Source organism: Terrabacter koreensis, assembly GCF_054783315.1.
Map to the genome: position 1 here is coordinate 1669964 of NZ_BAAGQU010000004.1, position 19026 is coordinate 1688989.

Below are 19026 nucleotides of genomic sequence, written 5' to 3' on the forward strand. Positions count from 1 at the left end.
TCCCCCTGGTTCGACCGGTTGGTGGTCGCCACCCTAGGGGGTCGGTCAGGCCAGTGCGCGACGGTTGGGCCGCAGTGTCGGCAGGATGTCGGCGAGGTGCTTCTCGACGTGCGGCAGCACCTCGGTCACGGGGACGTCGCGGCCGAGCTCGAACGACAGCGACGTGACGCCGGCGCCGACGATGCCGCACGGGATGATGACCTCACCCCACGACAGGTCGGGGTTGCAGTTGAACGCGAAGCCGTGCATCGCCACCTGGCGGCTCACGCGGATGCCGATGGCGCCGATCTTGCGTCGCGGCCCGCGGTCGTCGGCCGCGATCCACGTGCCGCTCTCGCCCTCGACGCGCCCGGCCTCGACGCCGAAGTCGGCGCACACGCGGATCATCATCTCCTCGAGCGCCCGCACGTAGCCGACGACGTCGATGGGGGCGGGGAGGCGCACGATGGGGTAGCCGGTGATCTGGCCCGGACCGTGCCACGTGATCTTGCCGCCGCGGTCGACGTCGATGACGGGCGTGCCGTCGTTGGGCCGCTCCTGCGGCTCGGTGCGCTTGCCCGCCGTGTAGACGGGTCGGTGCTCGAGCAGGTAGACCGTGTCGGGCTCCTCGCCGGCCACGACCTTCGCGTGCGTGTCGCGCTGCACCTGCCAGGCCTGCTCGTAGTCGACGAAGTCAGGGTCGAGGCCGAGGTGCACGAGACGCATGCGGTCAGGGTACGCCGTGCGGCATACGATGCCGGAATGCCGTCCGACGAAGCCGCCCCGTCCATCCCCCTCCGTGTCGGGCTCGTCGGATACGGCTCAGCCGGCCGCGGCATCCACGCTCCCCTCATCGAGCGGGCCGGGCTGAGCGTCGCAGCCGTGTCGACGTCCGACGCGACGCGCGCCGAGCAGGTGCGTTCGGACCTGCCGCACGCCGAGGTCGTGCCCGACCTCGAAGCGCTGCTGGGTGTCGATGCGCTCGACCTCGTCGTCCTCGCGTCGCCGAGCGGGGTGCACGCCGAGCAGGCCGAGAAAGTCATCGAGGCCGGCCTGCCCCTCGTCGTCGACAAGCCGCTCGCCGTCGACGCCAGCTCCGCCCTCGACGTCGTCGACCGGGCGACCCACCACGGCGTGCCCCTCACCGTCTTCAACAACCGGCGTTTCGACCCCGAGCTCGCGGCGCTGCGCATCGTGCGCGACGAGGAGCTCGTCGGCGAGATCTGGCGGGCCGAATACCGTTGGGACCGCTGGCGGCCCGTGCCGAAGCAGCGCTGGCGTGAGACCGTCGGGCCGGCCGAGGGCGGTGGCCTGCTGCTCGACCTGCACAGTCACCTCATCGACCAGGCGGTGCTGCTGCACGGGGAGGTCGAGTCGGTGTACGCCGAGCTCGACGCACGCACGGTGACGGCCGAGGACGACACCTTCCTCGCGTGCCGCCACACGTCCGGCGTCGTCAGCCACGTCATCTCGAGCTCGGTCAACGGCGCCCCCGGTCCGCGGGCTCGCGTCAACGGCTCGGGGGGTGCCTACGTCATCGGCAAGCAGTTCGACGACGTCAGCTCGTTCACCGAGTTCGCCAACCAGGGTGACGCGGTGGGCTGGGTCGTGCGCGGCGACGAGCGCGAGCCCGGCCCCATCGTGTCCGACGCCGACCAGGCCAACTTCTACCGCGCGGTCGCGGCCGCCCTCGCCAGCACCGATCCGCAGGCGACGATGCCCGTCGACCCGCGGGACGCCGTGCACGTGCTCGCCGTCATCGACGCGGCCCGGATCAGCGCCCGCGACCGGCGCGTCGTCGACGTCGTCACGCCCGGGCAGACCCCCTGAGCGGACCTGTGGACGACGCGCTCGCGGGTCGCGCGGGCGCTGGTTGCATGGGCGGGTGACCGACAGCACCCACGAGCCGAGCCAGAGCCCGCCCCACACGGTCCCCGACGTGCCGGGGCACCGCCTCGACGCGGTGATCGGCACGGGTGGGTCAGCCGTGGTGTGGGCGGGCGTCGACGCGACCGGGCGGCCGGTCGCGGTCAAGGTGCCGCACCGGGCGCCCGACGAGGTCGATGCGCAGCAGGCGCTCGTCGAGCAGCAGGTCCTCACCGCGGTCCAGCACGACCATCTCGTCACGCTGCGGTCGGTCGTCCCCCTCGCCGACGGGCGCGAGGCGCTGGTCTTCGACCTCGTCCGGGGCGCCGTGCTGCGGGGAATGGTCGCCAGTCGCGGGCACCTGCGCCCGGGCGAGGTGGTCACCGTGCTGACGCCGATCAGCCAGGCGGTCGCGCACCTGCACTCGGCCGGGGGCGTGCACGCCGACATCTCACCCTCCAACATCACGCTGACCAGGGCGGGGCGACCCGTCCTGCTCGACCTGGGGGCGGCTCGGGTCGCCGGGCGCGACCCCGGGGCGGTCCACGGCACCCCGGGTTTCGTGGCGCCCGAGGTGCTCCTCGGCGACCCACCCGGCGAGGCGGCCGACGTGTACGCGCTGGGCGCGGTCGCGTGGTTCTGCCTGACGGGCAACGGCGCCCCCGACACGATGATGCGGCTCGACCTCGAGACCGTCGTGAGCCACGTCGGCCCCGAGCTCGCCGAGGTCGTCGCGCAGGCCATCGACCCCGACCCCGCGCGCCGGCCCTCAGCGGCCGAGCTGGCCCGGCGCTTCTACGAGGCGTCGTCGGCCGAGCCCGTCGAGGTCGTGGTCGGTGCCGACGAGGCGTCGGCCCTCACCCACCGGCTGCGGGCGCAGGCGGGCCGGGACGCTCCACCTGCGGGCAGCACGGTCGGTCACCGCTGGCGCCGGCGGGTCCTCGCCGCCGCGCTCGTGGCCGTGCCCGTGCTCGGTGTCGCCGGATGGGCCCTCGCGGCCCGGCAGACGCAGCCGGGCGCCCCGCTCGTGCGGGTCGCGACGGCGCCCCCGGTCGTCCGACCCTCACCGACAGAGCCCACCACGGCAACGAGGACGGCGACGAGAACCGTGGCGACGACCCTGGCACGGCCCACCGGCGCTGCAAGCCCCGCCGCTCACGCCGGCCGGCCCAGCTCGGGCGGGCAGGCCGCACTCGTCCCCGTCGTCCTCGACGCCGACAGTGCGGCGCGACGACCCGAGGACCTCCTGCAGGCGCTGAGCGACCGTCGGGCGACCGCGCTCGTGAACCGCGACGTCAGCGCTCTGGGCGCGGTCCACGCGCCCGGTTCCGCGAGCGCGGCGAGCGATGCTGCCCTCGTCGCGCGGCTGAGCCGGGCCGGAGTGCGGTGGGAGGGCCTGCGGCTCGAGGTGGCCCAGGCGCTCCACGTCTCAGGCGACGACCGCCACGCGGTGCTGCGAGCCCGGGTCGACTGGACGGCATACGTCGTGGTGTCGGCCGACGGCGCCCGCTCGCAGCGGTCGGCCGACACCGGGAGGCTCCTCGACTTCGCCCTGACCCGGGGTGCTCAGGGCTGGCGGCTCACGGCCGTCACGACTGCACCAGCCACCTGACGGCGCTCGTCAGGTCGGGATGCTCGAACTCGAAACCGCTCGCGAGCAGTGCAGCGGGCTGCATCCGCTGGCTCGCGACCACGTAGTCGGCGAACTCGCCGATGACGGCGCGCAGCGCGAACTGTGGCGCCGGCAGGATCGCCGGCCGCGAGAGGGCCGATCCGATCGCCGCTGCGATCTCCTTCTGCCGGGCGGCTCCCGGGGCCGCCGCGTTGAAGGGCCCGACCAGCTCGGTGTGGTCCACGAGGTGGGTCAGCAGGCGCACCTCGTCGACGAGGGTGACCCACGGCCACCACTCCCGGCCCGAGCCCATCGGCCCGCCGAGGCCCAGGCGGCCCAGCAGCACGACGGGTTTGAACGCGCCGCCCTCGCGAGCCATCACGAGCCCGGTGCGGACGAACGCCACGGGGAGGGCGGCGTCGACAGCGGGCTGGGCAGCGCCCTCCCACCGGGTCACCACGCCGGCGAGGAAGTCGCTGCCGGGCGGGCTGTCCTCGGTGAGCACCTCGTCGCCGCGGTCGCCGTAGTAGCCCACCGCCGAACCGTTGACGAGCTTCACGGCGCGGCCCGTCCGCTCGTGGTGGGCCACGACGGCGCGCGCGATCGTGCCGGTCGCGTCGGTGCGTGACCGCTCGACCTCGCGCTTGTGCTCGGCGTTCCAGCGACGGTCACCGATGCCGACCCCGGCGAGGTTCACGATCGCGTCGACGCGGTCGAGCGCGGACTCGTCGAGGACGCCCTTCGCAGGGTTCCACTCGACCTCGCCCGGACCGTCGGCGCGGCGGCGCACGAGGCGCAGCACCTCGTCACCGCGCGCCTCGAGATGACGACGAAGCGCGCCGCCGATCAGTCCGGACGAACCGGCGATGGCGACGCGCCTCGTCATGACGTGCTCCTCATGTGGCTGGGGCCTCAGGCCTCGAAGCGCCCCTCTTCCAGACGTGCCTTCATCGTGCCGAGGAAGCGTGCGGCGTCTGCGCCGTCGACGATGCGGTGGTCGTAGGACAGCGCGAGGTACATCATCGAGCGGATCGCGATGGTCTCGCCGCCGTCGGCGTCGGTGACGACGACCGGGCGCTTGACGATCGCACCGGTGCCGAGGATGGCGACCTGAGGCTGGTTGATGATCGGCGTGTCGAAGAGCGCACCGCGGCTGCCGGTGTTGGTGATGGTGAACGTGCCACCGGCGAGGTCGTCGGGCGTGATCTTGTTGCTGCGCGTGCGCGCCGCAACGTCGGCGATCGCGCGGGCGAGCCCGGCGATGTTGAGGTCGCCGGCGTTCTTGACCACCGGGACGATCAGGCCCTTCTCGGTGTCGACGGCGATCGAGAGGTTCTCGGTACCGTGGTAGACGATCTCGTCGCCGTCGATGCTGGCGTTGACCATCGGGTGCGCCTTGAGCGCTTCGGTGGCCGCCAGCGCCAGGAACGGCAGGAAGCTGAGCTTCGTGCCCTCGCGGGCCTCGAAGTCGTTCTTGACCTTGGCGCGCAGCCGGGCGACCTTCGTGAGGTCGACCTCGACGACGGTGGTCAGCTGGGCCGAGACCTGGAGCGACTCGACCATGCGCGTGGCGATGACCTTGCGCAGACGGCTCATCTTCTCGCGCGTGCCGCGCTTTGGCGAGACCGCGGCTGCGGCCGGGGCCGGCGCCGCGCTCGGGGCGGGAGCCGACGCGGCCGGAGCGGCAGCCGGGGCAGGCGCGGCCGGTGCCTTGGCGGCCTCGGCGGCATCGAGCACGTCCTGCTTGCGGATGCGGCCGCCGACGCCCGTGCCCGTGATCGAGCCGAGGTCGACGCCGTGCTGGGAGGCCAGCTTGCGCACGAGGGGGGTGACGTACGCGGCAGCGTCGTCACGTGACGGCGCCGACGACGTCGTGCTCGCCTCGGGGGACTGCTGAGCGGCGGGGCGCTCGGCGTCGGCCGGCAGGCCTGCGGCCTGCTGCTCGCCCGACTCGGCCTGCGCCTGGGCGGGTGCCTGGGCCGCGGGAGACGGGGACGCGGCCGGCTGCGAGGCGGCGGCGTCGGCCTGGGCCGCGGCGTCCTGCTGCGGGGCGTCCTGCTGCGGGGCGTCCTGCTTCGGGGCTTCCTGCTGCGGAGCCTCCTCCTTCGGGGCTTCCTGCTGCGGGGCTTCCTGAGCCGGAGCGGACGCCGGCGCGCCACCGATGACGGCGAGGTCGGCGCCGACCGGGACCGTGTCGTCCTCCTGGACGAGGATCTTGGTCAGCGTGCCGGCCACGGGGGAGGGGATCTCGGTGTCGACCTTGTCGGTGGAGACCTCGAGGAGCGGCTCGTCGACGGCGACCTCGTCGCCCTCGGCCTTGAGCCAGCGGGTGACGGTGCCCTCGGTGACGGACTCGCCGAGCGCGGGCATCGTGACGGTCTGGCCCTCGCCGCCCTCGGACGACGACGCGCCGGCCTGGGGCTGCTCGGCCTGGGCGGCCTCGGGCTCGCTCGTCGCGGCCTGCGGCTCCTGCTCGGTGCTCGGCGCCTCGGGCGCAGGCGCCTGGGCCGCCTCGGGCTCGGGAGCAGACTCGGCCGCCGGTGCGTCGCCCCCGCCGGAGGGAGCGGCACCGTCGCCGATGACGGCGAGGTCGGCGCCCACGGGGACGGTGTCGTCCTCCTGCGCCAGGATCTCCTGCAGCGTGCCCGCCACGGGGGACGGGATCTCGGTGTCGACCTTGTCGGTGGAGACCTCGAGCAGTGGCTCGTCGACCTCGACCTGGTCGCCGACGCTCTTCAGCCAGCGGGTGACGGTCCCCTCGGTGACTGACTCACCCAGGGCCGGCATGGTCACGCGTTCTGACATGACGTGTTTTCTCCTCTTCCCAGTGTCTGGCTCAAGCGTGTGCGTGCAGGGGCTTCCCCGCCAAGGCCAAGTGTGCCTCGCCGAGCGCCTCGTTCTGTGTGGGGTGCGCGTGGATGAGACCGGCGACGTCCTCGGGGTGCGCCTCCCAGTTCACGATGAGCTGCGCCTCGCCGATCTGCTCGCCCATGCGGGCGCCGATCATGTGGACCCCGACGACCGGACCGTCGACCTGGCGGACGAGCTTGACGAAGCCCTGCGTGCCGAGGATCTGCGACTTGCCGTTGCCGCCGAGGTTGTACTCGTAGGTCGCGACGTCGCCGTGCTTCTCGCGGGCCTGCGCCTCGGTGAGCCCGACGCTGGCGATCTCGGGGTCGCAGTAGGTGACGCGCGGGATGCCGGTCTCGTCGATGACGGCGGGCGAGAGGCCCGCGATCTCCTCGGCGACGAAGATGCCCTGGGCGAAGCCGCGGTGGGCGAGCTGCAGCCCGGGCACGATGTCGCCGACGGCGTACACCGACGGGACGTTCGTGCGGAGGCGCTCGTCGGTGGGCACGAAGCCGCGGTCGACGGTGACGCCGGCGGCCTCGTAGCCGAGGCCCTCGGTGACCGGTCCGCGGCCGACCGCGACGAGCAGCAGGTCGGCCTCGATCGTCTCGCCCGACTCGAGCGAGACGGTGACGACGTCGCCCTGCTGGGTGGCGCCGGCGAACCGCACGCCGGTCTTGAAGGCGATCTTGCGCTTGCGGAAGGACCGCTCGAGTTGCTTGCTGATGGTCTCGTCCTCGGCGGCGACGAGTCGCGGGAGGGCCTCGACGATCGTCACCTCGGAGCCGAAGCTCTTGAAGACAGAGGCGAACTCGACGCCGATGACGCCGCCGCCCAGCACGACGACGCGGGCCGGGACGTGGTCGATCGCGAGCGCCTGCTCGCTCGTCATGATGCGGCCGCCGATCTCGAGGCCGGGGAGCGACTTCGCATAGCTGCCGGTCGCGAGGACGACGTTGCGGCCGGTGATGCGGCGGTCGCCGACGACGACGGTGTTCGGGCCGTCGAGGACGCCGGCGCCTTCGACGTACTCGATCTTGGCGGCCTTCACGAGGCCCTGCAGGCCCTTGTAGAGGCGGCTGATGACGCCGTCCTTGTAGGCGTTGACGCCGGTCATGTCGACGGACTCGAACGTCGTCTTGACGCCGAACGACGCGCCCTCACGAGCGACGTCGGCGACCTCTGCGGCGTGCAGCAGCGCCTTCGTCGGGATGCAGCCCTGGTGCAGGCAGGTGCCGCCGAGGCGGCCCTTCTCGACGAGGGCCACCGAGAGGCCCAGCTCTGCCGACCGGAGGGCACAGGCGTAGCCGCCCGACCCCCCACCGAGGATGACGACGTCGTAGTCGCCTGCGGCATCAGCCGACATGTGCATGGGCTCCTTCGGGTGGATCGCCGGTTCCGGCCGTCGTGCAGCGGAGTCCGGGGACGTGCGGGTGGGCGTGCACACAGCATCTTGTCATTGATCGACTGGGACGTCACAGGCAGGTCACGCCTCGCGGCGAGGTCCCCTCGCAGGCACGGTGCGACCACGTACAGTGCCGCCATGGGCTGGTTCTCGCGCCGCAGCAGCCGCAAGGGCGACGGCCGTCAGGGCCGCTCCGACGGTCCGCAGATGGAGATCGACCGCAAGGCGGTCGAGGCGCATCTGCGTGCCTTCGTCGAGACCAAGCGCGGTGTCGAGGCGTACGTCGAACCCGCCACGAGCGTCACCACGACGACCATCGTGCTCATCGCCTGGGACGGCGAGTGGACCCGTCGCGCGGTCGGTTCGCCCAAGGACGGCTTCGACATCAGCCAGAAGCTCGGCGTCCCCGTCTACGACGTCAACAAGACCGGCTACCCCAACCGCATGCGGGAGTGGAGCAAGCGGCGCCGCCGGGGCGACGCGTGAGGTAAAGGGGTGGACCCGCCCGCCCGCGCCTGACAGGGTGAAAAGCGTTCAGTCCGTGCCGGATCCGGCGCCACAGCACACAGGAGGTCCACCGATGTCCAAGCAGGACGGCTCAGAGAGCGGCCCGAGCGAAGAGATGAAGGCCAAGTTCCGTGCGGCGCTCGACAAGAAGCACGCGCACGGCGGCAAGGACGTCTCCGACGACCACGACCGTTCGAAGGTGCATGGGGCGCACGGGCCCGCCAAGGCCCAGCAGATGTTCCGCCGCAAGTCCGGCGGCTGAGCCCCCCGGCTCCAACCGTCGAGAGGCCACGACGTGCTGCCTCACCGGTGTCGAGAGGCCAGGACGCGCGACGCGTCCTGGCCTCGCGACTGTCACGAGGGGGCCACGAGGGGGCCACGAGTGGCCCTTCGACGGTTGGGCGGTCTGTCAGAGGTAGGACTCGGCCACGCCGACGAGGGTGCGCACGCCGAAGCCGGTGCCGCCCTTGGGCCAGTAGCCGGCAGGAGCCTTGTCGTTGAAGGCCGGCCCGGCGATGTCGAGGTGGCTCCAGGGGATGCCCTCGCCGACGAACTCCTGCAGGAACAGTCCCGCCGTGAGCATGCCGCCCTCGACCCCGCCCTTGTGGGCGAGGTCGGCGTTGATCGACTCGAGGCCAGGGCGCAGCTCGACCGGCAGCGGCATCGGCCACATCGCCTCGCCGACCGTGCGCGCCGCATCGAGCACGCGGGTGCGGAACGCGTCGTCGTTGGACATGACGGCGGCCGTGTTGGCCAGCGCGACGACCTGGGCGCCGGTGAGGGTGGCGACGTCGACGATCGCGTCGGGCGAGGTCTCGGACGCGAGGGCGATGCAGTCGCCGAGCACCATGCGCCCCTCGGCGTCGGTGTTGAGCACCTCGACCGTCTTGCCGCCCCGCATCGTCACGACGTCGCTCGGGCGCTGGGCCGTCGAGCTGGGCATGTTCTCCGCCAGCCCGAGGTAGCCGGTGACGGCGATCGGCAGGCCGAGCTCGGCGATGGCCAGGACCGCCCCGGCGACGGCCGCAGCGCCGGCCATGTCGCACTTCATCGTGAGCATGCCGTTGGCCGGCTTGATGCACAGGCCGCCCGAGTCGAAGGTGATGCCCTTGCCGATGAAGGCGATGGAGGCCTTGGGGCGGCTGGGGGAGTAGCTGAGCACGGCGATGCGTGGCTCGTTGGCCGAGCCCTGGCCGACGCCGACCGTGCCGCCGAAGCCGCCGGCGCGCAGCGCCTTCATGTCGTAGGACTTGAGCTTGACCTTCGTGCCCTTGATGCGGTCGGCGAGGGAGTCGACGAACGTCTCGGGGTAGAGCAGGTTGGGCGGCAGGTTGACCAGGTCGCGGGTGTACGCGACGGCGTCACCGAGCGCTGCCGCGCGCTTGACGGCCTTGCGGGAGGCCGCGTCGGCCGGGCCCACGAGCGCGACTGCGGCGACGGCATCGGTGCTGGTCGTGCCCGCCTTCGAGACGGCGTACGCCCCGAGGGCCGCGCCCTCCGCGACGGCGGAGACGAGCTCGACGGACGTGCCGGGCACGACGACCGCGACCTTCTTCTTCTTGCCCAGCGTGCGGATGGCCGCGCCGAGGCCCTTGCGGACCTCCTCGAGGGCGGCCGGCTCGGTCGACAGGGCGCCCACGCCGGCGAGCACCACCAGCTTGGCCGCCACCTCGGGCACGGCGGCGAGCGTCGTGACCTCACCAACCTTGCCGGCGAGCTCGAGGTCGGCGACGACCGACTTGAGGTGCGAGACCGTCTTGCGCGGCAGCCCGTGCCCGGGGGCCAGGGCGGCGCCGCTCTCGCCCGGCACGATCGCGACGACGAGCGCGTCACAGGGCGTGTCGGCGGCCGAGCGGTTCGAGATGGTCAGGTTGGCCACGAGGACTCCTTCGTCGGGTGTGCGTCCAGGTCGCGCGGTGCCGGCGCGACTCAGGGTGAGTCTGGGTGCGCGGGCGCCCGGGAGGGCGCAGCCACGCTGCCGCTGGTGGCGGCGTTCGATGATAACGAGCGGGGGCGGCGCGCCCACCGAGCGGTAGGTTGGCGCCCATGACGACACAGACGTCGGGCGCCCGCGCCCAGCTGACCTCCCCGCTTCACGACCGGCACGTCGCCCTCGGCGCGAAGATGGCTGACTTCGGCGGCTGGGACATGCCGATCGAGTACCCGGGCGGCGGCGTCGTCGCCGAGCACACCGCGGTGCGCGAGCGTGTCGGCATCTTCGACGTGAGCCACCTCGGCAAGGCGTCGGTGGTGGGACCCGGTGCGGCCGACTTCGTCAACGCGTGCCTCACCAACGACGTTCGCCGCATCCAGCCGGGCTCCGCCCAGTACACGTTGTGCTGCGACGATTCGGGCGGGGTGGTCGACGACCTGATCGTCTACCTCAAGTCCGACGACGACGTCTTCCTCATCCCCAACGCCGCCAACACCGCCGAGGTGGTGCGGCGCCTGCAGGCAGCGGCCCCCGAGGGCATCACGGTCACCAACCTGCACCACGACTTCGGCGTCATCGCGGTCCAGGGCACCAGGAGCGACGAGGTGCTCGAGTCGCTCGGACTGCCGACGGGCCACGACTACATGTCGTTCGTCGAGGCGGACTGGCAGGGCCATCCGGTCATCGTGTGCCGCACCGGCTACACCGGCGAGCGCGGCTACGAGCTCGTGCCGCGCTGGGACGACGCGCCCGCTCTCTGGGACGCTCTCGTCGGCGCGATCGAGCCCTTCGAGGGCAAGCCGTGCGGCCTCGGCGCGCGTGACACGCTGCGCACCGAGATGGGCTATCCCCTGCACGGGCAGGACCTCTCGCTCCACATCTCCCCGGTGCAGGCCCGGGCGGGCTGGGCGGTCGGCTGGAAGAAGGACACCTTCTGGGGCAAGGCCGCGCTCGAGGCCGAGAAGGCCGACCCCAAGCGCCTCATGCGCGGGCTGCTCGTGACGGGCCGCGGCATCCCGCGCGCCCACTGCGCGGTGTCGCGCGACGGCGAGAGCGTCGGCGAGGTCACCTCGGGCACGTTCTCACCGACCCTGAAGCAGGGAATCGCGTTGGCGCTCCTGCGTCCTGACGTCGCCGACGGCGACACGGTCTCGATCGACGTGCGTGGTCGTGCGCTCGAGGCGACGGTCGTCAAGCCGCCGTTCGTCCAGGTGCAGGTTCGCGAGGGCTGAGTCCCCTCGAGGGCGTATGCCGGGTGGCCGCCATCGCGCCCCTTCGCTCGAGAGCTCAGGCGAGGGTGGAGGCGGCGATCGAGGCTGCGACCAGTGCGGCGGCGAGCGAGATCTCGATCGCTGCGCCGATGACGTCACCGGTGACGCCACCGAGCCGTCGCGTCGCGTGACGGCGGACGGCCGCGGCGGCCGCGACGGCGGTCGCCACGACGGCCACGTGACCTGCCGCCACGGCATACGGCGACGGCGCGGCCGCGTTGCCGACGAGCTGACCGGCGCCCGCCGCCACCAGCGCTGTGGCGCCGAGCACGAGGGCCAGTGCCGGTCGTGACACGGTGCCGGCGACGCCCCGGCCCAGGCCTTCGGGACGTGCGGCCGGTGTGCCGCGTCTCGCGCAGACGGCGCACGCGAGCCTGCTCGCCACGAGGGCGGTCACGGCCAGTGACGTGCCGACGCCTGAGGCGAGGAGCGTTGCCAGACAGGCGGCGTCGACGAGGAGCGTGAGCACCAGCGCGGCCGCTCCGGCGGGGCCGGTGTCGCCGCGGCGCATCACCTCGAGTGAGCGCGCCGGGTCGTGGCCGGACGTCAGGCCGTCGGCGAGGTCGGCGAGCCCGTCGAGGTGGAGCGCGCGGGACAGGAGGGCGGTGACCACGACGGCGAGGACGGCTGCCACGGCTGGAGGCAGCACCGGTGCTCCGGCCAGCAGCCCGAGGCCGGCCCAGACGACTGCGGCGGGCGCCGCGGTGAGCGGCGCGAGCAGCATGGCGCCGCCCAGCACCCGACCGTCGACCCGGCGCGGTGCCCCGACGCGCAGCGCGGTGAAGGTGCCGAGCGCGAGCCGCCAGGCGTCACGCATCGAGCGTCCGGGGGCGCGGCTGCGACGGCACGACCGGCGCGTCCGACAGGTCGAGCACGCGACCCGCCACGACGAGGTGCACGTGCGCCGATACCGCCGCGACCCCGGCGTTGAGGCGCCCGAGCTCGTCCTGGAAGAACCGTCCGGACGCCGTGGTCGGCACGAGCGACCAGCCGACCTCGTTCGTGACGACGACCACGGGCACCGTTGCAGCGCAGAGTGAGCCGACGAGCCGCTCGCCGGCTGCGCGCACGACGTCGGCCGCGGCCACGAGGTCGTCCCAGCCGGTCTCGTCGACGAGCGCCGTGAGCCACGTGCCGAGGCAGTCCACGAGGACGGGCCCCGTGGCGGCGTCGACCGTGGTGGCGACGTCCGTGGTCTCGAGGGTGCGCCACGAGGCCGGTCTGCGGGTCCGGTGGTCGGCCAGCCGACGGCTCCACTCGGGGTCGTCGGGCGTGGCCCGGCGACCGGTGGCGACGTAGGTGACCGCCTCGGACTGCCACAGGAGGTCCTCGGCGTGCCGGCTCTTGCCGCTGCGCACCGGCCCCGTGACGAGGGTCGTGGTCGGGGCACGGCGGCTCGGCGGAACCGTCATCGCGCGCCCCCGGCGCCCTGCAGGTGCTTGTCGTCCGCAGGGTCGAAGACCACCGGGACCCCGAACGCGGCGCGTCGCGCGCCTCGACGGAACACGCGGAGCAGCGCCGGTCCGGCGAGCAGCACGAGTCCCGCGTTGAGCACGCCGCGTGGCAGGTCCCAGCCGAGCGAGGTGGTCAGGTAGAAGAGCGCGTAGTGCCCGAGGTTCTCGGCGAGCGGGGCGCCGGGCACGAAGCCCATCCCGGTCGGCGCGCCGGTGCCGAGGAACGGCCAGAACCAGAGGTTCATGAAGACGCCGTAGGCGAGCCCGGTCACCAGGGCGTACGCCGCCACGACCCAGCGCTCGGAGCGCCCGCCCGCGCGGACCGGCAGCAGCCCTGCGCCGAGACCGATGCCGCCGGCGCAGATCATCTGGAAGGGCAGCCAGGGCCCGACGCCCCCGGTCAGCAGGGCGCCGACCGTGACCGCCAGCGCCCCGGAGACGAAGCCGACACCGGGGCCCAGCACGCAGCCCGCGACGATGACGACGAAGAACATCGGCTCGAGCCCGGCCGTGCCCGCGCTGAGCAGGCGCAGGGCGCCGCCGGCCGCTGCGGCCACCCCGAGCACGGCGATCGTCTTCGCGTCGAGGCGTCCGGCCGTCACCTCGGCGAGGCAGACGACGGCGAGGAGGGCGAGCAGCAGCGCGAACAGCCACGGCGCGTCGTTGCCGTGGTCGCGCGCGAAGTCGCCGGTGACGAAGAAGGGCCACGTGAACGCGACCAGCCCGACGATGCCCACCACTGCGACCGCCACGACGGCCGGCCAGCGCAGCGGGATGACGCGGCGGGTGGTCATGCGATCCTCGCGAGCGCGCCGGCGACCTCGGCGACCGTGAGCCAGGTCTGGGGGAGCAGCACCTTGGTCACCTGCGGGGCGAAGGCGGGCGACGACGAAAGCACCTCGCGCGCGGGACCGTCGGTGACGACCTCACCGTCGGCGAGGATGACGACGCGGTCGGCGATCTCGGCCGCCAGCTCGACGTCGTGGGTCGCGAGCAGCACCGTCGTGCCGGTCGAGGCGAGCCCGGCGAGCACCTCACCGAGCCTCTTCTTGGCGCCGTAGTCGAGTCCCCGCGTCGGTTCGTCGAGCAGGAGCACCTCGGGGGACCCGGACAGGATGACCGCGAGGGCGAGCTCGAGGCGCTGCCCCTCCGACAGGTCGCGGGGGTGCGTGTCGGCGTCGATGCCGCCGGAGATGCGGTCGAGGAGCGCACGGCAGGTGCCCGGCGCCGCGCTGAAGTCGGCGTCCGCCGCGGCGCACTCGCCGGCGACGGTGTCGGAGTAGAGGAGCATCTCGGGCTGCTGGGGCACGAGCCCGACGGTGCGCACCCGGTCGCGGGCCGGCGTGGCGTGAGGGTCGGTCGCTGCGGCTCCCAGCCGGACCCGGCCTGCGGCGAGTCGGTGCTGGGCCGCGACCGCCCCGAGCAGGGTCGACTTGCCGGCGCCGTTGCGCCCCATGAGGGTGGTGACCGAACCGCGCGAGACGGTGAGGTCGACGCCGTCGAGCACCGTGCGTCCGCCGCGTGCGACCCGCACCCCGTCGAGCACGACCGAGGCACCGGGCCCGATGACGCGCCGGTCTGCGGTGGTGGCCGGCGTCGCGCCACCCAGCGCCTCCCGCAGGGAGGACGCCTTGCGACGAGCGTCGCGGATCGACAGCGGGGTCGGCGACCATCCGACGAGCCGCGAGAGGCCGACGACGGGCGGGTAGATCTGCGAGCGGAGCATCGCGTCGGCGGGGTCCAGCAGCTCGGACACGTGCCCCTCGTCGACGAGCAGCACCCGGTCGGCGTGGTGGACCACGCGTTCGAGGCGGTGCTCGGCCAGCACGACGGTGACGCCGAGGTCGTGGACGATGCGGTGCAGAGAGGCGAGAACCTCTTCCGCTGCAACGGGATCCAGCGCGGACGTGGGCTCGTCGAGGACGAGGACCCGCGGGCCGGCGGCGAAGAGGGCCGCGATCGCCACGCGCTGCTGCTGGCCGCCCGAGAGAGCCCGGAGCGACCGGCCGCGCAACGGCGTGAGGCCGAAGAGGTCGAGGGTCTCCTCGACGCGGCGGCGGATCGTCGTCGGGTCGAGCCCCATCGTCTCCATGCCGTACGCGACCTCGTCCTCGACGACGTCGGTGACGAACGTCGAGGTCGGGTTCTGCTCGACGAGGCCGACGACGGTGGCGAGGTCACGCGGCCGGTGCTCGGCGGTGTCGAGCCCGTCGACGGTGACACGCCCGGTGAGCGTGCCGCCGCTGAAGTGCGGGACGAGCCCGTTGACGGTGCGCAGCAGCGTCGACTTGCCGCTGCCGGTCGGTCCGACGACGAGCACCAGCTCGCCCTCGGGTATCTCCACCGTGACGTCGTGCAGGCTCGGGGCCGGGGCACCCGCGTACTGGACGGACACGTGCTCGAACGTGATCACGGCGCGGCCTCCCGGGGGTGCGGTGTCACCCAGGCGGGGACTGCGGCGACGAGGACGGCCACGACCGCCAGCAGGGGCAGGGCGGGCAGCTCGGCCCGCTGCGACGGCACGACACCGTCCCAGCCCTGCACCGAGGCCACGACGAGGACCGCCGCCGGCACCGCGCCCGCAGCCACGGTCACGGTCTCGGTCCACGCCCAGCGCTCGCGGCGGTGCCCGGAGCGCCCGTCGCGCGAGGCGCCGACGAGCAGGCTGGCGCCGGCGAGCACGGCGCCGAGCAGGAGCACCGGCAGGCCCAGCAGTCCGCCCGCGGAGGCGTCGAGCAGGCCGTAGAGCCCGGCGAGCACCCCGACGAGCCCGGCGAGCGCGAGCCCGGTGGCGGTCCGCCGGCTGCCGTCCGACGAGCGGACGGCCCGGCCGTAGCCGCGCGACTCCATCGACGCGGCGAGCCCTAGGGACCGCTCGAAGGCGGTCTCGAGCACCGGCACGGTGAGTCGGGCCGTCTCACGCAGCCCGCGACCGTCGCGACCGCGCAGCGTGCGGGCCGCGCGCACCTCGCGCGCGTCGGTGAGCAGCTGAGGGGCGAACGTCAGCCCGACGACGACGGCGGTGCCGACGTCGTAGAGCGTTGCGGGCAGGTAGCGCAGCAGCCGCCGCGGGCTCGCCAACGCGTTGGCGGCGCCCAGGCACGCGAGGATCGCGGCGAGGCGCAGGGCGTCGTAGGCGGCATACAGCAGCGCCTCGAGCGTCACCGCGCCACCGAGCCGCACGTTGGCCGCCCAGTCCGGCAGCGGGATGCGCGGCAGGGTGACCACCACCGTGTCGCCCGCGATGCCGTTGCCGAGCACGGCGGTCATCACGAGGCGGAAGGCGACGACGACCGCACCGATGACGAGGAAGGCCGGGAGCGGGTTCGGGGTGGCCGGGTCGCGCCGCTCGCCCACGACGACCACGCAGGCGCCGATGACGAGCAGGAGCACGGCCGGGTTGGTCGTGCGTGACGCAGCCGTGGCGAGGCCCAGCCCCCACAGCCACCAGGCTGCGGGGTGCTGGAGCCGAGCGCGTGCCTGCGCCATGACGAGGTCCGCCTCCGGGTCTCAGGCGCCCCGACGGGCGCGTGAGCGCGAGCGGACGACGAGGTAGGCGGCGAGCGCGAGCAGCACGAGCACGGCGATGACGTATGCCGCCACGTTGCTCCCCGAGTCCGACGCGGTGAGCGGGGTGCCCGCCACGTCCGTCGCGCCCGCGGACGGGGCCGCTGCAGGCGTCGCGGCCGGGACGGCGATCGTCACGGGCTGGTCTGCCGCCTTGGCCTCGGGTGTGACGTTCTGGACGGGGGCGCCGCACTCCTTGGCCGGGTAGCCGGCCACGCCGCACACCAGGCCCTTCTCGGTGCGCACCTCGCCGGCCGCGGCCAGCACGGCCGTGCTGGTCGCATCGGTCGCGACGACGGCGCAGACCGCCTTGGGCTCGGGCGGGGTCGCGTTGTCGGCGGAGTCGGCCGGACGGCCGAAGTCGACGACGACGCCGACCCGCTTCTTGCCGGCCTCGGCCGCGGTGGTGCCGCAGACCTGGTCGAAGGTCAGCACCGCGCGGGGGAAGCGCGTCGAGGCCTCGTCGGCGACGGCGAAGCGCCAGCCGTCGACGCTGCCGTCCTTGGGGACCGTCTGGTCCGAGCCCTTCTGCGCGAAGGCCCAGGCGCCGTTCGTGAGCTGGTAGAAGCCCCAGTACCGGAACGCGGCAGCGTGCGCGGGCGCGACGGTCAGGGCGGCGAGGCAGGCCGCCACCAGGGTGGCGAGCACGACCCTCAGGGGGGCACGACGGGCACGGGACACGTTTCCTCCTCGCGGGTCGGACACCGTGTCGGGACTGGTGGCTGCTGCCGGCCCGGCGGGTGACTCCGGTCCGCATTCCACGACAGACTGACAAAGGAGCCGGTGGGACGCGGGTTTTCCGGCTGGTCACCCCTCGCCTGGTCGCGGCGGGAGCGGCATCACGGTTGCGGGTCAGCGCCGGAGTCGCACCGGCTTGCCCCATCGTCCTTCGGTTAGGCGAACCGTGGCACGGTGGCCTGCCGCGCGTCAAACACGGCGCCGTCTAGGGTGGCCGCATGAGCGCTGACTGGACCTGGCTGTTCCTCGACGCCCACGGTGAGGCGATGGAGGGGGAGGGGCTCACGACCACCGGGTTCCCCACCCAGAGCGACGCCGAGAGCTACCTCGGCGAGTCGTGGCGCGAGCTGCTCGAGCGCGGCGTCGAGGCCGTCACGCTGCGCGAGAACGGCGCCGTCGTCTACGGACCGATGAGCCTGCGGGCGTCCGAGTGACCGCAACCTCGACGGAGCGGCTGTCGACCGGCCTCGAGCGCGAGCTGCTCGGTCGCGTCGTCGCCGCCCAGCGTTCCTGGCGGGCGCCCGGCGTCAGCGTGGGCGTCGTGCGCGACGGTGCCCTCGTGTGGTCGACGCACGTCGGGTCGGCCCGTCTCGGCGCCCCGTCGATCCCCGCCGACGACGACACCCAGTTCATGATCGGGTCGGTCACGAAGACGTTCACGGCGCTTGCCGTCATGTCGTTGCGCGACGAGGGCCGGCTGTCGCTCGACGACACGCTCGACGCGTACGTGCCCGGTAGCCGGCACGGGCGGGTCCCCTTGCGACAGATGCTCGCCCACGCGTCCGGCCTGCAGCGCGAGCCCGTCGGCAACATCTGGGAGACCCTCGAGGCGCCTGAGCGGGACGCCTTTCTCGCCGGCGTCGAGCAGGCCGAGCAGGTGCTGCCTGCCCATCACGCCTTCCACTACTCCAACCTCGCCTACGGCCTGCTGGGCCAGGTCGTCGAGCGCGTCACCGGCCAGGGCTGGGAGCCGGTCGTGCGTGAACGGGTGCTCGACCCCCTGGGCATGACCCGCACGGGACTCGACCCGGCCGACGACCGCGCCCGCGGCTACCAGGTCGACCCGTATGCCGGCACTGCCCGCGAGGAGCCGCGCTTCACCCTCAACGCCACGGCGCCCCTCGGGGGCCTCTGGTCCACGGTGGCCGACATGGCCCGCTACGCCGCCTACGTCGCGGCTCCCGACGACCGCGTCGTGCGCCCCGAGACCCTCGACGAGATGTGCCGGCCGCTCATCATGACCGACGTCGACGGCTGGTCGGGCGCCTACGGGCTGGGCTTCGGGATGGGCCGTCGTGGCGACCGGGTCTTCGTCGGCCACGGGGGAGCCATGCCCGGCTTCCTCACCGGGCTGCGGGTGCGGCGCAAGGAGGGGGTCGGAGCGATCGTCTTCGCCAACGCGACGTCCGGAGCGCTGACGCTGGCCCTGGCGACCGACCTCGTCGAGGCCGTCGTCGACGCCGAGCCGTCGCTGCAGGGCGCCTGGGTCCCCGAGGCCGAGCAGCCCCAGCTCACCGAGCTGCTCGGACTGTGGTGGTCCGAGGGGGCGCCGCTGACCTTCTTCGTGCGCGGCGGGCAGCTGTGGTCGCGTCTCAGCGACGACGACCCGTTGTCGGAGACGAGGTATGCCGCCGAGGGGCCTGACCGGTTCCGCGCGGTCGAGGGCCGTGAGCGCGGCGAGGTGCTCGAGGTCGTCCGTGCAGTGGACGGCACGGCGGAGAAGCTCTACTTCGCGACGTATGCCGTCACGCGGGCGCCGTTGGCGTTCGCCGACCTGCAGGCCTGACGGTCTCGAGCAGGGCGGTCCGGCCCGCCGCCCGCCGGTGGAGCCGGGGTGGCCGGGT

18 protein-coding genes and 1 riboswitch are annotated in these 19026 nt (G+C 73.5%); of the genes, 7 read left to right on the plus strand and 11 right to left on the minus strand.

Going from position 1 to position 19026, the window contains the following annotated elements; all coding sequences use genetic code 11:
• Positions 1-45: 45 nt before the first annotated feature.
• On the minus strand, positions 46-705 hold the full coding sequence (gene lipB, locus ACYVNR_RS10515; RefSeq protein ID WP_458800326.1) for a lipoyl(octanoyl) transferase LipB: 660 nt from the start codon (positions 703-705) through the stop codon (positions 46-48).
• A 36-nt stretch (positions 706-741) separates the two neighbouring features.
• On the opposite strand from lipB, the gene ACYVNR_RS10520 reads away from it, so the two are divergent.
• Positions 742-1809, plus strand: a complete 1068-nt coding sequence (locus ACYVNR_RS10520; RefSeq protein WP_461048020.1) for a Gfo/Idh/MocA family protein — start codon at positions 742-744, stop codon at positions 1807-1809.
• Positions 1810-1864: 55 nt separating this feature from the next.
• A complete protein-coding gene (locus ACYVNR_RS10525) occupies positions 1865-3457 on the plus strand; it encodes a serine/threonine-protein kinase (RefSeq protein ID WP_461048022.1) in 1593 nt (530 codons plus the stop codon).
• Here the strand turns inward: ACYVNR_RS10525 and ACYVNR_RS10530 are convergent.
• The 3 genes from ACYVNR_RS10530 to lpdA are packed head-to-tail and all read right to left on the minus strand — an operon-like array spanning position 3435 to position 7679.
• Entirely contained in the window at positions 3435-4343 is a 909-nt protein-coding gene (locus tag ACYVNR_RS10530) for a TIGR01777 family oxidoreductase (protein WP_461048023.1), read from the minus strand. The genes ACYVNR_RS10525 and ACYVNR_RS10530 overlap by 23 nt on opposite strands.
• Positions 4344-4369: 26 nt before the next feature.
• The gene (sucB, locus tag ACYVNR_RS10535; protein ID WP_461048025.1) at positions 4370-6262 is read right to left on the minus strand and encodes a 2-oxoglutarate dehydrogenase, E2 component, dihydrolipoamide succinyltransferase; all 1893 of its coding nucleotides are present in this window, start codon (positions 6260-6262) and stop codon (positions 4370-4372) included.
• A 31-nt stretch (positions 6263-6293) separates the two neighbouring features.
• Complete coding sequence (gene lpdA, locus ACYVNR_RS10540) at positions 6294-7679, minus strand: dihydrolipoyl dehydrogenase (protein ID WP_458800335.1); 1386 nt, start codon at positions 7677-7679, stop codon at positions 6294-6296.
• 171 nt (positions 7680-7850) lie between these two features.
• Here lpdA and ACYVNR_RS10545 point away from each other — a divergent pair, with 171 nt between their 5' ends.
• Together ACYVNR_RS10545 and ACYVNR_RS10550 are read left to right on the plus strand one after the other, a co-directional pair.
• Positions 7851-8198, plus strand: a complete 348-nt coding sequence (locus ACYVNR_RS10545; RefSeq protein ID WP_045192574.1) for a hypothetical protein — start codon at positions 7851-7853, stop codon at positions 8196-8198.
• Positions 8199-8292: 94 nt separating this feature from the next.
• On the plus strand, positions 8293-8481 hold the full coding sequence (locus tag ACYVNR_RS10550) for a DUF5302 domain-containing protein (RefSeq protein WP_045192573.1): 189 nt from the start codon (positions 8293-8295) through the stop codon (positions 8479-8481).
• Between the two features lie 147 nt (positions 8482-8628).
• On the opposite strand, the gene ACYVNR_RS10555 is transcribed toward ACYVNR_RS10550, so the two are convergent.
• Positions 8629-10098, minus strand: coding sequence for a leucyl aminopeptidase (locus tag ACYVNR_RS10555; RefSeq protein WP_458800338.1), 1470 nt, complete (start codon positions 10096-10098; stop codon positions 8629-8631).
• 167 nt (positions 10099-10265) lie between these two features.
• Here ACYVNR_RS10555 and gcvT point away from each other — a divergent pair, with 167 nt between their 5' ends.
• Positions 10266-11384, plus strand: a complete 1119-nt coding sequence (gene gcvT, locus ACYVNR_RS10560) for a glycine cleavage system aminomethyltransferase GcvT (RefSeq protein ID WP_461048027.1) — start codon at positions 10266-10268, stop codon at positions 11382-11384.
• A 55-nt stretch (positions 11385-11439) separates the two neighbouring features.
• On the opposite strand, the gene ACYVNR_RS10565 is transcribed toward gcvT, so the two are convergent.
• The 6 genes from ACYVNR_RS10565 to ACYVNR_RS10590 are packed head-to-tail and all read right to left on the minus strand — an operon-like array spanning position 11440 to position 17125.
• On the minus strand, positions 11440-12240 hold the full coding sequence (locus tag ACYVNR_RS10565) for an adenosylcobinamide-GDP ribazoletransferase (RefSeq protein WP_045192568.1): 801 nt from the start codon (positions 12238-12240) through the stop codon (positions 11440-11442).
• The gene (locus ACYVNR_RS10570) at positions 12233-12835 is read right to left on the minus strand and encodes a bifunctional adenosylcobinamide kinase/adenosylcobinamide-phosphate guanylyltransferase (protein WP_045192567.1); all 603 of its coding nucleotides are present in this window, start codon (positions 12833-12835) and stop codon (positions 12233-12235) included. The genes ACYVNR_RS10565 and ACYVNR_RS10570 overlap by 8 nt, the downstream gene beginning before the upstream one ends.
• Complete coding sequence (locus ACYVNR_RS10575; RefSeq protein WP_461048028.1) at positions 12832-13671, minus strand: ECF transporter S component; 840 nt, start codon at positions 13669-13671, stop codon at positions 12832-12834. The genes ACYVNR_RS10570 and ACYVNR_RS10575 overlap by 4 nt, the downstream gene beginning before the upstream one ends.
• On the minus strand, positions 13668-15290 hold the full coding sequence (locus ACYVNR_RS10580) for an ABC transporter ATP-binding protein (protein ID WP_461048029.1): 1623 nt from the start codon (positions 15288-15290) through the stop codon (positions 13668-13670). The genes ACYVNR_RS10575 and ACYVNR_RS10580 overlap by 4 nt, the downstream gene beginning before the upstream one ends.
• Entirely contained in the window at positions 15287-16366 is a 1080-nt protein-coding gene (locus ACYVNR_RS10585; RefSeq protein WP_458800347.1) for an energy-coupling factor transporter transmembrane component T, read from the minus strand. Before ACYVNR_RS10585 ends, ACYVNR_RS10580 begins: the two co-directional genes overlap by 4 nt.
• A gap of 21 nt (positions 16367-16387) precedes the next feature.
• Positions 16388-17125, minus strand: coding sequence for an SCO2322 family protein (locus ACYVNR_RS10590; protein WP_461048031.1), 738 nt, complete (start codon positions 17123-17125; stop codon positions 16388-16390).
• Positions 17126-17244: 119 nt separating this feature from the next.
• A riboswitch (cobalamin riboswitch) is annotated at positions 17245-17349 on the minus strand.
• Between the two features lie 51 nt (positions 17350-17400).
• On the opposite strand from ACYVNR_RS10590, the gene ACYVNR_RS10595 reads away from it, so the two are divergent.
• Together ACYVNR_RS10595 and ACYVNR_RS10600 are read left to right on the plus strand one after the other, a co-directional pair.
• Entirely contained in the window at positions 17401-17616 is a 216-nt protein-coding gene (locus tag ACYVNR_RS10595; RefSeq protein ID WP_045192561.1) for a hypothetical protein, read from the plus strand.
• Positions 17613-18968, plus strand: a complete 1356-nt coding sequence (locus ACYVNR_RS10600) for a serine hydrolase domain-containing protein (RefSeq protein WP_052677459.1) — start codon at positions 17613-17615, stop codon at positions 18966-18968. Before ACYVNR_RS10595 ends, ACYVNR_RS10600 begins: the two co-directional genes overlap by 4 nt.
• Positions 18969-19026 lie beyond the last annotated feature (58 nt).